This is a genomic window from Streptomyces sp. NPDC059224 (assembly GCF_042754285.1).
GTDB lineage: Bacteria > Actinomycetota > Actinomycetes > Streptomycetales > Streptomycetaceae > Streptomyces.
This window is the reverse complement of record NZ_JBHZAN010000005.1, coordinates 153,455-166,972: the sequence shown is the minus strand read 5'-3', so window position 1 is coordinate 166,972 and position 13,518 is coordinate 153,455. Positions and strand designations below refer to the sequence as shown.

14 protein-coding genes and 1 tRNA gene are annotated in these 13,518 nt (G+C 71.8%); 5 read left to right on the top strand and 10 right to left on the bottom strand.

Features of this window, described 5'->3' with window-relative positions:
- Positions 1–22: 22 nt before the first annotated feature.
- From ACFXI4_RS07270 to ACFXI4_RS07260, 3 genes are read right to left on the bottom strand one after another with little or no spacing between them, the layout of a single operon-like run.
- Positions 23–724 carry a response regulator gene (locus tag ACFXI4_RS07270; RefSeq protein ID WP_384988762.1) on the bottom strand — a complete coding sequence of 234 codons (702 nt, stop codon included), beginning with the start codon at positions 722–724 and terminating at the stop codon, positions 23–25.
- On the bottom strand, positions 721–1,887 hold the full coding sequence (locus ACFXI4_RS07265; RefSeq protein WP_384988761.1) for a sensor histidine kinase: 1,167 nt from the start codon (positions 1,885–1,887) through the stop codon (positions 721–723). The genes ACFXI4_RS07270 and ACFXI4_RS07265 overlap by 4 nt, the downstream gene beginning before the upstream one ends.
- Positions 1,884–2,720, bottom strand: coding sequence for a CPBP family intramembrane glutamic endopeptidase (locus ACFXI4_RS07260; protein WP_384988760.1), 837 nt, complete (start codon positions 2,718–2,720; stop codon positions 1,884–1,886). Before ACFXI4_RS07260 ends, ACFXI4_RS07265 begins: the two co-directional genes overlap by 4 nt.
- Before the next feature lie 306 nt (positions 2,721–3,026).
- Between ACFXI4_RS07260 and ACFXI4_RS07255 the strand changes: the two genes are divergently transcribed.
- Positions 3,027–3,233 carry a hypothetical protein gene (locus ACFXI4_RS07255; RefSeq protein WP_384988759.1) on the top strand — a complete coding sequence of 69 codons (207 nt, stop codon included), beginning with the start codon at positions 3,027–3,029 and terminating at the stop codon, positions 3,231–3,233.
- A gap of 202 nt (positions 3,234–3,435) precedes the next feature.
- Here ACFXI4_RS07255 and ACFXI4_RS07250 read toward each other — a convergent pair.
- Positions 3,436–3,510 (bottom strand) — tRNA-Cys (locus tag ACFXI4_RS07250).
- A 202-nt stretch (positions 3,511–3,712) separates the two neighbouring features.
- On the opposite strand from ACFXI4_RS07250, the gene ACFXI4_RS07245 reads away from it, so the two are divergent.
- The 4 genes from ACFXI4_RS07245 to ACFXI4_RS07230 all read left to right on the top strand — a co-directional run bounded on the left by ACFXI4_RS07245 (position 3,713) and on the right by ACFXI4_RS07230 (position 8,890).
- Positions 3,713–5,161, top strand: coding sequence for an MFS transporter (locus tag ACFXI4_RS07245; protein ID WP_384988758.1), 1,449 nt, complete (start codon positions 3,713–3,715; stop codon positions 5,159–5,161).
- A gap of 119 nt (positions 5,162–5,280) precedes the next feature.
- On the top strand, positions 5,281–7,071 hold the full coding sequence (locus ACFXI4_RS07240; protein ID WP_384988757.1) for a DEAD/DEAH box helicase: 1,791 nt from the start codon (positions 5,281–5,283) through the stop codon (positions 7,069–7,071).
- Between the two features lie 310 nt (positions 7,072–7,381).
- On the top strand, positions 7,382–8,023 hold the full coding sequence (locus ACFXI4_RS07235; protein WP_362719705.1) for a helix-turn-helix domain-containing protein: 642 nt from the start codon (positions 7,382–7,384) through the stop codon (positions 8,021–8,023).
- 78 nt (positions 8,024–8,101) lie between these two features.
- Positions 8,102–8,890, top strand: a complete 789-nt coding sequence (locus tag ACFXI4_RS07230; RefSeq protein ID WP_384988756.1) for a S16 family serine protease — start codon at positions 8,102–8,104, stop codon at positions 8,888–8,890.
- 69 nt (positions 8,891–8,959) lie between these two features.
- Here the strand turns inward: ACFXI4_RS07230 and ACFXI4_RS07225 are convergent, their stop codons facing one another.
- From ACFXI4_RS07225 to ACFXI4_RS07200, 6 genes are all read right to left on the bottom strand, one after another.
- Entirely contained in the window at positions 8,960–9,130 is a 171-nt protein-coding gene (locus ACFXI4_RS07225; protein WP_362719698.1) for a hypothetical protein, read from the bottom strand.
- A gap of 10 nt (positions 9,131–9,140) precedes the next feature.
- Entirely contained in the window at positions 9,141–9,725 is a 585-nt protein-coding gene (locus ACFXI4_RS07220) for a helix-turn-helix domain-containing protein (protein WP_362719696.1), read from the bottom strand.
- Positions 9,726–9,818: 93 nt separating this feature from the next.
- On the bottom strand, positions 9,819–10,715 hold the full coding sequence (locus ACFXI4_RS07215) for a glycine betaine ABC transporter substrate-binding protein (RefSeq protein ID WP_384988828.1): 897 nt from the start codon (positions 10,713–10,715) through the stop codon (positions 9,819–9,821).
- 62 nt (positions 10,716–10,777) lie between these two features.
- Positions 10,778–11,638 carry an ABC transporter permease gene (locus ACFXI4_RS07210; RefSeq protein ID WP_384988755.1) on the bottom strand — a complete coding sequence of 287 codons (861 nt, stop codon included), beginning with the start codon at positions 11,636–11,638 and terminating at the stop codon, positions 10,778–10,780.
- Positions 11,635–12,867 (bottom strand): betaine/proline/choline family ABC transporter ATP-binding protein, encoded by a 1,233-nt coding sequence (locus ACFXI4_RS07205; protein ID WP_384988754.1) that lies wholly within the window; start codon positions 12,865–12,867, stop codon positions 11,635–11,637. The genes ACFXI4_RS07210 and ACFXI4_RS07205 overlap by 4 nt, the downstream gene beginning before the upstream one ends.
- On the bottom strand, positions 12,860–13,507 hold the full coding sequence (locus ACFXI4_RS07200) for an ABC transporter permease (protein ID WP_384988753.1): 648 nt from the start codon (positions 13,505–13,507) through the stop codon (positions 12,860–12,862). Before ACFXI4_RS07200 ends, ACFXI4_RS07205 begins: the two co-directional genes overlap by 8 nt.
- Between the last annotated feature and the right edge of the window lie 11 nt (positions 13,508–13,518).

The following is a 13,518-nucleotide window of genomic DNA, read 5'->3' as shown; positions in this document are numbered from 1 at the left end:
GGGCGCTCCGGCCGGGCCCCGGTCAGACCACCAACCCCCGGCGGTAGGCGTAGACGACCGCCTGGACCCGGTCGCGCAGGTCGAGTTTGGTGAGGATGCGGGAGACGAAGGTCTTCACGGTCTCCGGGCTGATCAGCAGGGTCGCGGCGATCTCGCCGTTGGAGAGGCCGTCCGCGATCAGCCGCAGGACCTCCAGCTCCCGCGGGGTCAGCGGGATGTCCTCGGGGGTGCCGCCGTCGGCGGGCCGGATCCGGGCGGCGTACCGGCCCACCAGCCGGCGGGTCACCTCGGGGTCCAGCAGAGCCACGCCGGTGGCCACGGTCCGGATGCCGTGCAGCAGCCGGTCCGGCGGCGCGTCCTTGAGCAGGAACCCGCTCGCGCCCGCGCGCAGCGCCTCGTACACGTACTCGTCCAGGTTGAACGTGGTCACCACGAGCACCTTCACGGGATGCGGCACCCCGGCCCCGGCCAGCAGCCGGGTGGCCTCGATGCCGTCGAGCACCGGCATGCGGACGTCCATGACGACGACGTCCGGGCGCAGCCGGCCGGCGAGGTCGACCGCGGCCCGCCCGTCCCCGCACTCACCGGCCACCGCCAGATCGGGCTGGGCGTCGATGATCGTCGCCAGCCCGGTGCGGATCAGCACCTGGTCGTCGCAGACCAGGACCCGGATCGGCGCCTCGCCCGGGCCGGCGACGGCGGGTTCCCGGCGGGCCGCGGTCACGACGGGTTCCCGGCGGGTATACGGGCCCGTACGACGAAGCCGCCGTCTCCCGCGTGCCCCGCGCTGAACTCGCCGCCCAGCACGGCCACGCGCTCCCGCAGGCCGGCCAGGCCCCGCCCGCTCCCGCCCAGGGACGCGGCGGCCGAGCCGGACCCGTCCGTGCCTACCTCCACGGTGATCTCCTTCTCGCCATGGCGTACGCGTACCGAAGTACGGCTGCCATGGGCGTACTTGAGGGCGTTCGTCAGGGCCTCCTGCACCACCCGGTAGGCCACCAGGTCGGCGCTGCCGGCCGACTGCGCCGACGTGCCCTCCTCGGTGAACTCCACCGGCTGCCCGGCCCGGCGCGTCTGCTCCACCAGCGAGGCCAGCCTCCCTGCGGGCGGCGTCCTGGTGCCGGCGGTGCCGGTGCCGTGGTCGGGGTTGAGCAGGTCGAGCAACTGGCGCAGGTCCGCGATGGCGAGGCGCCCGGTGTCGGTGACGGCGGTCAGGGTCTGGTCGAGCCGGTCGGGCGCCGCGGTGAGGTACCGCGCCGCCTCGGCCTGCACGACCATCGCCGTCACATGGTGGGTCACCACGTCGTGCAACTCCCTGGCGATCGCCGTGCGTTCGGCGGCGCGGGTGTCCTCGGCGACCCGCAGCCGGTGTTCGGCCTCGGCGGCCCGGGTGGCCCGCAGCCACGCCCCGGCACCCCACGCCAGGACCAGCGCGAGATAGAACGTCACGAACTCGCTTACCGTCTCGCCCCCCGACCCCAGCCGGTGCAGCGCGACCGCCAACGGCACATAGGCCGCGGAGAACAGCAGCGCGGCGGTGCGCCGGTGCCGGTCCAGATGGGCGCCTGCGCTCAGCAGGGCGAGGGGGAGCGCGACACCGGCGACCGAGTGGTAGGCGCGGACCTGGTCGACGGCGAAGCCGAGCGACACCAGGGCGAGCGAGACGGCCGGCCACCGCCTGCGCACGGCGAGCGGCAGGCACTCCAGGCCCAGTGCCAGGCCGGCTGCCGCGTCGAAGGGACGGGTGGGCAGATCACCGACCTGGGTCCCGTTGCCGTGCAGCACCGGCACGAAGGAACCGGCCAGGATCAGCAGCCCGAGGGGCAGATCCCGGACCGTCACGTCGAGCCGGTGCCACCACCCGGACACCTGCCGAGGACTGATCACCGGGGCAGTGTAGCGACGGAGCCGGCCGGGGTGTCCCGGCGCCGGCGCGGCACCAGGTGCCCCCGCCGCTTGGCCAGCCGCAGGAAGGCGATCGTCACCAGCACCCCGAACAGCACCGCGTACACGCTCGCCTCCGGCCCGAACTCGCCGCCGGTGATCAGCTGCGACCCCGAGGTGGAGGCGTCCAGCAGGCCCTTCTGCGCTCCGTTGCCGGAGACCTCGGTACCGAAGATCGCCGACTCGGCGAAGTTCCAGCCGAAGTGCAGGCCGATCGGCAGCCACAGGGTGCGGGTGGCGGCGTACGCGGCGCCGAGCATGCCGCCGGCCTCGATCGCGATGGCGAGGGCGCCCCACAGGGTCGCGTCCTTGTTGAGCAGATGCATCATCCCGAACAGCACACCGGTCGACGTCAACGCGATCCAGGTGCCGGTGCGTTCCTCGAGGATCCGGAACAGCACGCCCCGGAACAGCAGTTCCTCGGTCACCGCGGCGCCGGCCATGGATCCGATCAGCCCCACCGCGACCGTCACCGACCCCAGGCCGTGCACCGAGTAGTCCCCGAGGAAGGCGATGTTCGCAATCACACACGCGAACGTCACCACGCCGATCAGCGCACCGCGTCCGAACGCCGCCCGGGCGCCGTCCCGCGCCACCTCGGTGCTCGGCCGGCGCTCGGTCCGCCGTACCACCCAGCCGTAGACGGCCACCGCGGCCGCGGCCGTCAGCACGCCGAGGACCAGGGTGAGGAACCAGTTCCCCGCCACCGCGGCGACCGCCTGCCCACCGGCGAAGGCGACCGCCGCCACCGCCAACAACTGCCAGATCAGCCTCATGTCGACTCCTCCTCGCAACCCGCGGACCGACCGCCGCGGAACTGGCCCGAACGCTACGGAGCGGGCGCCCCGGAGTCGTCACCGCACGGTGGACACCTGCGCGTAGCTCGCACGGGGGACAGCGCCGGCACACCGCTGTGCCGCAGTCGGTCCTCGTCCAGGAAATGGACGGGCGAACCGGCCGTTGCGCAGATCAGTGCAGCAAAGGAGCAAACTCGTGACCGGCAGCCGGGTGCTCATCCCGGGCGCGTCCCGAGGCATCGGCCGCGCGCTCGCCGACCACCTGGCGGCGGAGGCCACGCACCCGTGGGCGTGGCCCGCAGCGCGCCCCGCTCCTTTCCCGGCGAGTTCCACGAAGCCGGCCTCGCCGACCGCACGGCCACCGGCCGGCTCCTCGCGGACGTGCCGGCGGCGGGACCTGTCGACGCCGTGGTCCACAACGTGGGAGCGGTGCGCCCCGCGCCCCTCTTGGAGGTCGCTCTCTCCGGCCTCGACGCGCCGTCTTCGACATGAACGTGCGCATCGCGGTCCACGGTCCTGGAGCCGCGTGGTGAACGTCGGCAGTCTGGTCATCCTGGGGTTGCCCGACCGCACGTCCTACGGCGCGGCCGAGGCCGCCGACGAGTTCCTGGCACGAGTCTGGGCCGGCGAGCTCGCCCCACGGGATCACCGTCAACGCCGTCGCCCCGGGCCCACCGACACCGAGGTACTGCACTGGAGGCCATGGCGGGATTCGAACCCACGTAACTCGCTTTGCAGGCGAGCCCCTGAACCACTCGGGCACACGGCCGTCGCCGACCGTGTCCTTGGCGGCCGGGTCGGTGATCTGAAGGTAGGCGGGGGTGGGGGAGGGGCTCAAGGGGATCGGCGGGGCTGCAATGGGACTGCCATGTGGCGTTCATGAAGGGGCGGGGGGTCTACGACCAAGGTCCGAGGCGGGGTGGGGCTCGGGACAGGGGCCAAGGCGGGGAATGGGGCTTACCTTGGTCGATATGACCGCCCTGGAGCCCAGCGACGCCGTTGTCGCGGATGAGAACGCCGAGAACGCCGAGAACGCCGGCAGAGCCGATGGCGAAGGGGTGCTCGGGCGGTCGTACCGGGCGCTGAGTGTCGGGATCGTGTCCGTGGTGCTGCTGATCGCCTTCGAGGCGACCGCGGTCGGGACGGCGATGCCCGTGGCCGCCCGGGAGCTGGACGGGGTGTCGCTGTACGCGTTCGCCTTCTCCGGGTACTTCACGACGAGCCTGTTCGGGATGGTGCTCGCCGGGCAGTGGTCGGACCGCAGAGGGCCGCTGGGGGCGCTGACGGCGGGGATCGGGGCCTTCGCCGCGGGGCTCGTCGTCGCCGGGACCGCGCAGGTCATGTGGGTGTTCATCGCGGGGCGGGCCGTGCAGGGGTTCGGGGGCGGGCTGGTCATCGTCGCGCTCTACGTGGTGGTGGGGCGGGCCTACCCGGAGCGGCTGCGGCCCGCGATCATGGCCGCCTTCGCCGCCGGCTGGGTGGTGCCGTCCGTCGTCGGGCCGCTGGCCGCCGGCGCGGTGACCGAGCACCTCGGGTGGCGGTGGGTGTTCGTCGGTATCCCGGTGCTCGTGGTGTTCCCGGTCGCGCTCGCCCTTCCCCAGATACGGCGGCGGGCCGGCGGCCCGGTCGCGGAGGGGACGCCGGAGCCCTTCGGGCGGCGGCGGATCCGGCTCGCGCTGGGTATCTCCGTCGGCGCGGGGCTGCTGCAGTACGCGGCTCAGGACCTGCGGTGGGTCTCCCTGCTGCCGGGGGCCGCCGGGTGCGCGCTGCTGGTTCCCGCCGTACTCGGGCTGCTGCCGCGCGGAACCTGCCGCGCGGCCCGCGGGCTGCCGTCGGTGGTCCTGCTGCGCGGGGTCGCCGCCGGTGCGTTCGTCTCCGCCGAGTCCTTCGTGCCGCTGATGCTGGTGACCCAGCGGGGGCTCTCGCCCACCCTCGCCGGGTTCTCCCTGGCCGCGGGCGGGGTCACCTGGGCGCTGGGTTCCTGGGTCCAGGCGCGGCCTCGGGTGGCGCCGTACCGGGAGCGGCTGATGACCCTCGGGATGGTGCTGGTCGCCGCGGCGATCGCCGCCGCGCCCAGCGTGCTCGTGCACGGCGTGCCGGTGTGGACCGTGGCCGTCGCCTGGGCCTTCGGCTGTTTCGGGATGGGCCTGGTGATCGCCTCGTCGAGCGTGCTGATGCTCCGGCTCTCCGCCCCGCACGAGGCCGGCGCCAACTCGGCCGCCCTGCAGATCTCCGACGGACTGTCGAACGCCGTCCTGCTCGCCGCGGCCGGCGCGGCCTTCGCCTCCCTGGGCGGCCGCAGCATGACGGGGACGGCCGGTGCCGGGTCGCACCCGGTCGCCTTCACGGTCGTCTTTTTGCCGATGGCCGCCGTGGCGCTCGTCGGGGTCTGGGTGACGACCCGGCTCCGTGATCTGTGACGTGAGTCCCACCCGGGGGTGAGGCGGCCTTGTCTGCGCGTTGACCGCCCCGGGCCGCCGGTAGGGTGGCCCGGTTGTCATACGCATGCGTAGCCGCCCGACCCCCTACTACGGAGACCGTGACTACCACCGCCGCTTCCTCCCACCACCTTTCGCCGGCCTTCCCTGGCCGGGCACCCTGGGGTACCGCCAGCAAGCTGCGGGCCTGGCAGCAGGGCGCCATGGAGAAGTACGTCCAGGAGCAGCCACGTGACTTCCTCGCCGTCGCCACGCCCGGCGCCGGCAAGACGACGTTCGCGCTGACCCTCGCGTCCTGGCTGCTGCACCACCACGTCGTGCAGCAGATCACGGTCGTCGCCCCCACGGAGCATCTGAAGAAGCAGTGGGCGGAGGCGGCGGCGCGGATAGGGATCAAGCTCGACCCCGAGTACAGCGCGGGACCGCTGAGCCGGGAGTACGACGGGGTCGCCGTCACGTACGCGGGTGTCGGGGTGCGGCCGATGCTGCACCGCAACCGGTCCGAGCAGCGCAAGACGCTCGTCATCCTCGACGAGATCCATCACGCCGGTGACTCGAAGTCCTGGGGCGAGGCCTGCCTGGAGGCGTTCGAGCCGGCGACCCGGCGGCTGGCCCTGACCGGTACGCCGTTCCGGTCCGACACCAACCCCATCCCCTTCGTGACGTACGAGGAGGGGCAGGACGGGATCCGGCGGTCCGCCGCCGACTACACCTACGGGTACGGCAGCGCGCTCGCCGATCACGTCGTGCGGCCGGTCATCTTCCTCTCCTACAGCGGCAGCATGCGCTGGCGGACGAAGGCCGGTGACGAGATCGCCGCGCGGCTCGGCGAGCCGATGACCAAGGACGCCGTCAGCCAGGCCTGGCGTACCGCGCTCGATCCGCGCGGCGAGTGGATGCCGGCCGTGCTGCGCGCCGCCGACCGGCGGCTGACGGAGGTACGCAAGGGGATTCCGGACGCCGGGGCCCTGGTCATCGCCTCGGACCAGGAGTCGGCGCGTGCCTACGCCAAGCTGATCCGTGAGATCACGGGGACCAAGGCGACCGTGGTGCTCTCCGACGACACCGGCGCGTCCAAGCGGATCGACGACTTCAGCGGCAGTGACGACCGGTGGATGGTCGCGGTGCGGATGGTGTCCGAGGGCGTCGACGTGCCCCGGCTGGCGGTGGGGGTCTACGCCACCACCATCTCGACCCCCCTCTTCTTCGCCCAGGCCGTCGGGCGTTTCGTGCGGTCCCGGCGGCGCGGCGAGACCGCGTCCGTGTTCCTGCCGACCGTTCCCGACCTGCTGACCTTCGCCAACGAGATGGAGGTCGAGCGGGACCACGCCCTCGACAAGCCGAGGAAGGACGGCGAGGAGGACCCGTACGCCGAGTCCGAGAAGGAGATGGAGGAGGCGAACAAGGAGCAGGACGAGGACACCGGCGAGCAGGAGCAGTTCGCCTTCGAGGCGCTGGAGTCCGAGGCCGTCTTCGACCGGGTGCTGTACGACGGGGCCGAGTTCGGTATGCAGGCGCACCCGGGGAGCGAGGAGGAGCAGGACTACCTCGGTATCCCGGGGCTGCTGGAGCCCGACCAGGTGCAGCTGCTGTTGCAGAAGCGGCAGGCCCGGCAGATCGCGCACAGTCGCAAGAAGCCGGACGACGAGGCCGACCTGCTGGAACTGCCCGCGGAACGGCGGCCCGTCGTCTCCCACAAGGAGATGATGGAGCTGCGCAAGCAGCTGAACACGATGGTCAGCGCGTATGTGCACCAGAGCGGCAAGCCGCACGGGGTGATCCACACCGAGCTGCGCCGGGTGTGCGGGGGGCCGCCGAGCGCGGAGGCCACGGCGGGACAGCTGCGGCAGCGGATCGCCAAGGTGCAGGAGTGGGCCACCCGGATGCGGTGACACCCCGGCGACACCGTGGTGACACCGGGAGTGTGCGGCGTATATACCGCCACATACCGAAGTACTCCGTACCGGAGCGTGACCGGATTCTGGACGGAGGCTTCCGCTCAGCGAACCCCCTTCGCTACTGTCCGGCTACGCACACGCCCCGTGGCAGCGCCGCCGCGGAGCGCAGCCGTGAAGCGACTGGGTCCGGAGCCGCCGGACCGTCCTGCCGATCGGCGGCCTCTGAAGCGCGTCGCTGACGGGACTCGGCGACGCATCCGCCGCGTCGGAGGCTGCCGACCTCACCACTTAAGGAGTGGGCGTCGTGACCGCGGAGACCTCTCAGACGCTCGACCGGGGCCTCAGGGTCCTCAAGTTGCTGGCCGACACGGACCACGGGCTGACCGTCACCGAGCTATCCAACAAACTGGGCGTGAACCGGACCGTGGTGTACCGGTTGCTCGCCACGCTTGAGCAGCATGCGCTGGTACGGCGTGACCTGGGCGGGCGAGCCCGGGTCGGCCTCGGGGTACTGCGGCTGGGACGGCAGGTGCACCCGCTCGTACGGGAGGCCGCCCTGCCGGCCCTGCGGTCGCTCGCGGAGGACATCGGGGCGACGGCACACCTGACGCTGGTCGACGGGACCGAGGCGCTCGCCGTCGCGGTCGTGGAGCCGACCTGGACCGACTACCACGTGGCGTACCGGGCCGGGTTCCGGCACCCGCTGGACCGGGGGGCCGCCGGGAAGGCGATCCTCTCCGCGCGGCACTCGCCGAAGGACGACCCCGGGTACACGCTGACCCACGGCGAACTCGAGGCCGGCGCGAGCGGTGCGGCGGCCCCCCTGCTCGGGGTCACCGGGGTCGAGGGGAGCGTCGGGGTCGTGATGCTGGCCGATGCGGTGCCCGAGCGAGTGGGGACGCGGGTCATGGACGCGGCGCGGGAGGTCGCGGAGGCGTTGCGCTGAGGGGCCGGGGCGGGGTGGGTGCGGAGCTGGGAGCGATGGCCTGAAGTGGTTGCCGGGTTGCCGCGTTAGATTGACTCCGTGCTCTCACGTCTCACGCGTCTCCAGGCCGTCGCCGTCTGTGCGGTTCCCGTCGTGGCTCTGATCGGTACGGCCGTCTTCGCGCCGTTGCCGTTCTCGGTGGCCCAGCCCGGGATGACGGCGAACGTGCTCGGCGACAACCAGGGCACCCCGGTGATCACCATCTCCGGGGCGCCCACCCGGACGACCGGGGGGCAGCTGCGGATGACGACGATCGAGGCGACCGGGCCGGAGACCCGGGTGTCGCTGGGCGACGTCATCGGCAACTGGTTCCGTACGGACCGGGCGGTGATGCCGCGCGACTCGGTGTATCCGAGCGGCGACAACGTCAAGGAGATCGAGCAGCACAACACCGAACAGATGGAGCAGTCGCAGGACGCGGCCACGCAGGCCGCGCTGAAGTACCTGAACCTCGGTGCCGACAAGGTCAAGGTGACCCTGAAGCTGGCGGACGTGGGCGGCCCGAGCGCGGGGCTGCTGTTCTCGCTCGGGATCGTCGACAAGCTGGACGGGGACGGGAGCGGGGGCGACCTCACCGGCGGGAGGAACATCGCCGGTACCGGAACCATCACCGCCGACGGGACCGTGGGGGCCGTGGGCGGGGTCGCGCTGAAGACGCGGGCGGCGCGGCGGGACGGGGCGACGGTCTTTCTGGTGCCGAAGGACGAGTGCGCCGATGCGAAGGCCGAGCTGCCGAAGGGGTTGCGGCTGGTGCCGGTGGCGACGCTCAAGGGGGCGGTGTCCGACCTGGTGGCGTTGGAGAAGGGAACGAAGGTTCCCAGCTGTTGAGTTCCGCGTGCGGGTGAGGGGTGGACCGGTCGCGCAGTTCTGCGCGCCCCTGACGGGGTGAAGGGGTGTCTATGCGGGCGTCGGCGCCGCCAGGCGCAGGCCGACTTCCACCAGGGTCCAGCCGAGGCGGGTGCGGAGCTCCTGCTTCGGGGGCGTGGCCGCGGCTGCCAGACGGTACGCGTCCGCCTGCGTGCGCAGGTGGGTCATCCGGTGCCGGGCGAGCTGGTTCTGCGTGTGCATGTCGTGCCTCTCAGTCCGTCTCGATGGGGAAGAGGTGCGTGTGGACGCGTACGTGCTCGGCGTCAGGGGCGTCCGCCGCGGGGGCCCGGTCCCGGTAGCCGTCGATCAGGTCGTGCATCCTGCCGATCAGTTCGGTCGCGAGCTCCGGTGTGAGCCGCAGGCTCATGTCGCTCATGTCGCTGGAGCGGGCCCAGGCCTGCGGCCACCGGTCGCGGGTGCCGAGCCAGGCGGACAGCTCGCGGGCATGACGTGCGGCGCCCTCCTGGAGGAACACCTCCGTCAGCCCCCGCACCTCGGGACTCGCGTCCTCGAAGTCGGCGCTGTCGAAGCGGAGGCCCTGGTCCACCGCCTGCCACCACCGCTCCCGGCCCTTGCCGCGCTCCGGGGCGTCCTCGACGAAGCCGTGCTCGGCGAGCTGGCGCAGGTGGTAGCTGGTCGCGCCGCTGGACTCGCCCAGCCGCTCGGCCAGTTGGGACGCGGTGGCGGGGCCGTGCTGCCGCAGGGCGTCCAGCAGCTGCATGCGCAGCGGGTGGGCGAGCCCGCGCAGTGATCGTGCGTCCAGCCGGCGCTGTCTCCGGTCCTCGTGCTCCGTCATGCGTACAAAGGTATCGATGCAAAGGATGCTTTGCAACCACTCTTTTGCATCGTCTTCCGTACCGGGTTCTCGGGAACTCCTGTGGACGTGCCGTTACTTGACGAACCCCTCCGCCTTCATCCAGTCCAGCGCCACCTGGTGCGGGTCCTCCCCGGCCACGTCCACCTTCGCGTTGAGTGTCTGGGCCACCGTGTTGTCCAGCTTCGCCGTGACCGGGTCCAGGACCGCCGCGATGGCCGGCCACTTCTTCAGGGCCTTGGTGTTGATCACGGGAGCCGCGTTGTAGTTGGGGAAGAACCTCCGGTCGTCCTGCATCACCACCAGGTTCATGGACCTGATGCGGCCGTCGGTCGTGAAGACCTCGCCGTAGGTGCAACTGCCCTTCTGCACCTGGGTGTAGATGATCCCGGTGTCCATCTGCGTGACGTTCCTGGCCGGCACGCTCATGCCGTACGCCTTCTCCATGCCGGGCAGACCGTCGGCGCGGTTGGCGAACTCGCCCTCCACGCACAGGGTCACCGCCCCGGGGTCCGATCTCGCCAGCGCGGCCACGTCCGACAGTGTCTTCGTGCCGTACTTCTCGAAGGCGGCCTGGTTCATGGCCAGTGCGTAGGTGTTGTCGAGCCGGGAGGGCGGGAGCCAGGTCAGGCCGTTGGCGAGGTCGGCGTCGTGGACCGCCTGCCACTGCCGCCGCGGGTCGGGGATGGGACGGCTGTTGCCCAGGTAGGTGATCCACGCGGTGCCCGTGTACTCGTACATCCCGTCGGCCTCACCGGACTTGACCGCCTCACGGGCCCCGACCGACCCCTGGATGCCGGTGCGGTCGAGGACCTGCGCGCCCGCCGCCTCGAAGGCGATGCCCATGATCGCGCCGAGGATCAGCTGTTCCGTGAACTCCTTGGAGGTGACGGTGAGATGGGCGCCCTTGAGGGGCTCACCGGCTCCGATCGAGCCCGGTGTCACGTCGTCGACCATCGGGGAGCCGCTCATCAGACCGCAGCCGGCGGCCGGCAGCAGGGCCAGCAGCAGCGCCAGCGGCACACAGGGCGTTCTCACCGGCCCACCTCCAGACCCCGCGGCCGGAGCAGGATCTCCGCCAGTGAGGCCAGCCAGTCCACCAGCAGGGCCAGGGCCACCGTCAGGACCGAGCCGAGGACCAGCACCGGCATGCGCTGGTTGGTGATGCCGGTGGTGATCAGTACGCCCAGGCCGCCACCCCCGCCGAAGGTGGCCAGCGTCGCCGTGCCGACGTTGAGGACCAGGGCCGTACGCACGCCCGCGAGGATCAGCGGGACGGCCAGCGGCAGCTCCACCTTCCGCAGCACGCCCAGCGGGGACATGCCGATGCCGCGCGCCGCCTCCAGGAGCGTCGGGTCGTTCGCCCTCAGGCCCGCGATGGTGTTGGACAGGACCGGGAGGATCGCGTAGACGATGATGCCGATCAGGGCCGGCCTCTCGCCGACGCCCAGCCAGACGACCAGCAGGGCCAGCAGGCCGATCGCCGGGGTCGCCTGGCCCATGTTGGCGAAGGCCATCGCCACCGGGGTGACCTTCCGGAAGGCCCTGCGGGTCAGCAGGATGCCCAGCGGGATCGCGATGATCAGCACGAAGAACGTCGAGATCGCGGTCAGTTTCACCTGTTGCCACAGGCACGTGGAGACCTGGCCGTGGGAGAGGGCGTTCGCGGAGATCGTGTCCAGGTGGGCCTGCTGGAACCACAGCCAGGTGGCCAGCAGCAGCGCCACCAGGAACGCCGGCAGGAACGTCAGCTTCCGCCAGGTGATGCGGCGGGCCGGCGGCCCCTGCCGCGGCGGCGGGGTCTCCTGATCCGCCTCGCCCCCGCCCTCGTCGAGGAAGGCCAGGTCCCTGACCTCGTGCTCGCCCTCGGGGCGGATGCCGGGAGACGTGCTCACGCCTTCTGCTCCCCTCTCTCGCCCTCCTGTTCGGCATGGGTCTGGGCGGCCCTGGCCTCCTCGAGTTCGTGCTGGTGCTCCATCGCCTCCAGGCGGTCGGCCTCCAGGAGTTCGTGCACCGAGTTCATCAGGGTCTCCATGTCGACCACCCCGATGAACTCGCCGCGCCGCCCGGTCACCGCGACCCGGCCCGCGTTGTCGGTCAGCACCGCCTCCAGCGCGTCCCGCAGGGTCGCGTCCCGGGTCACCGTGTCGTGCACCAGCGTGCCGGCCCGGGCCAGCGAGCCCCTGGCCCGCATCAGGTCGCCGCGCCGCAGCCACTTGTAGGGGCGGCCGCGCCTGTCCAGCAGCAGGATCTCGTTGGTGCCGCTGCCCCGCAGCTTGTTGAAGATCTCCTGGAGCGGGGTGTCCAGGGTGACCGTCGGGTAGTCCCCCATCTCGACGTCCCGGACCCGGGTGAGGTTCAGCCGTTTCAGGGCCGCGCCCGCGCCGACGAAACCCGAGACGAAGTCGTCCGCCGGATTGGTGAGGATCGCCTCCGGGGTGTCGAACTGGGCGATGTGCGAGCGTTCGCGCAGGACGGCGATCCGGTCCCCGAGCTTGATTGCCTCGTCGAAGTCGTGGGTGACGAAGACGATCGTCTTGTGCAGTTCGCGCTGGAGCCGGATCAGCTCGTCCTGGAGGTGGTCGCGGGTGATCGGGTCGACGGCGCCGAACGGCTCGTCCATCAGCAGCACCGGCGGATCGGCGGCCAGTGCCCGGGCCACGCCCACCCGCTGCTGCTGCCCGCCGGAGAGGGCGCGCGGATAGCGGCCGTGGAACTCGCCGGGGTCCAGGCCGACCAGGTCGAGCAGTTCCTCGACTCGGGCGTGGATCCGGGCCTTCGGCCAGCGCAGCATCTTCGGGACCAGGGCGATGTTCTGGGCGACCGTCATGTGCGGGAACAGCCCGGCGGACTGGATGGCGTAGCCGACCTTGCGGCGCAGCCGCACCGCGTCGATGTCGGTGACGTCCTCGCCGCCGATCCGGATCCGGCCGCAGGTCGGCTCGATCAGCCGGTTGATCATCTTCAGGGTGGTGGACTTGCCGCAGCCGGACGGGCCGACGAAGATCACCGTCTCGCCCGCCCCGATCTCCATGTTCACGTTGTCCACGGCCGGCTGCGGGCTGCCCGGGTAGCGCTTGGTCAGGTTCTCCAGCTCGATCGCGGCGCCATGGGATTCAGCCACGGATCCCCCTCGGAATGGTCAGCCGTCCGATCAGGACGTAGGCCGCGTCGAACAGCAGCGCGAGGATGATGATCCCGACGGTGCCCGCGAGCACCTGGTTCAGCGCGTTCTTGCTGCCCAGTGAGGCCAGTCCGCGGAAGATCTCGTTGCCGAGGCCGGGACCGGAGGCGTAGGCGGCGATCGCGGCGATGCCCATCAGCATCTGCGTGGAGACCCGGATGCCGGTCAGGATCGGCGGCCAGGCCAGCGGCAGCTCCACCCGCAGCAGCCGCGCGGCCCGGGACATGCCGATGCCACGGGCCGCGTCCACCAGCATCGGGTCCACCCCGCGCAGGCCCACGATGGAGTTCCGCACGATCGGCAGCAGCCCGTACAGCGTCAGGGAGATCACCGTCGGCGGGACGCCGAGGCCCACCACCGGGATCAGCAGACCGATCATGGCGAGGGAGGGGATGGTGAGGACGGTGGCGGTCGCGGTGGTGGCGAGGTTGCCCGCCCACTCGCTGCGGTAGGTGACGACACCGGTCACCACGCCGATCAGGGTCGCCGCGACCATGCACTGGAAGACCGCGCTCGCGTGCTGGTAGGCGTCCGTGAGCAGGGTCTGGTGCCGGTTGCCCAGGTACTCCCAGAAGCTCACGTGCGCTCACC

Coding starts and splice junctions, on each gene's coding strand:
- ACFXI4_RS07215 (WP_384988828.1), bottom strand. CDS start 10,715: ATGAGCGGCTCCCCGATGGTCGACGACGTGACACCGGGCTCGATCGGA.
- ACFXI4_RS07220 (WP_362719696.1), bottom strand. CDS start 9,725: ATGACGGAGCACGAGGACCGGAGACAGCGCCGGCTGGACGCACGATCA.
- ACFXI4_RS07225 (WP_362719698.1), bottom strand. CDS start 9,130: ATGCACACGCAGAACCAGCTCGCCCGGCACCGGATGACCCACCTGCGC.
- ACFXI4_RS07260 (WP_384988760.1), bottom strand. CDS start 2,720: ATGAGGCTGATCTGGCAGTTGTTGGCGGTGGCGGCGGTCGCCTTCGCC.
- ACFXI4_RS07245 (WP_384988758.1), top strand. CDS start 3,713: ATGACCGCCCTGGAGCCCAGCGACGCCGTTGTCGCGGATGAGAACGCC.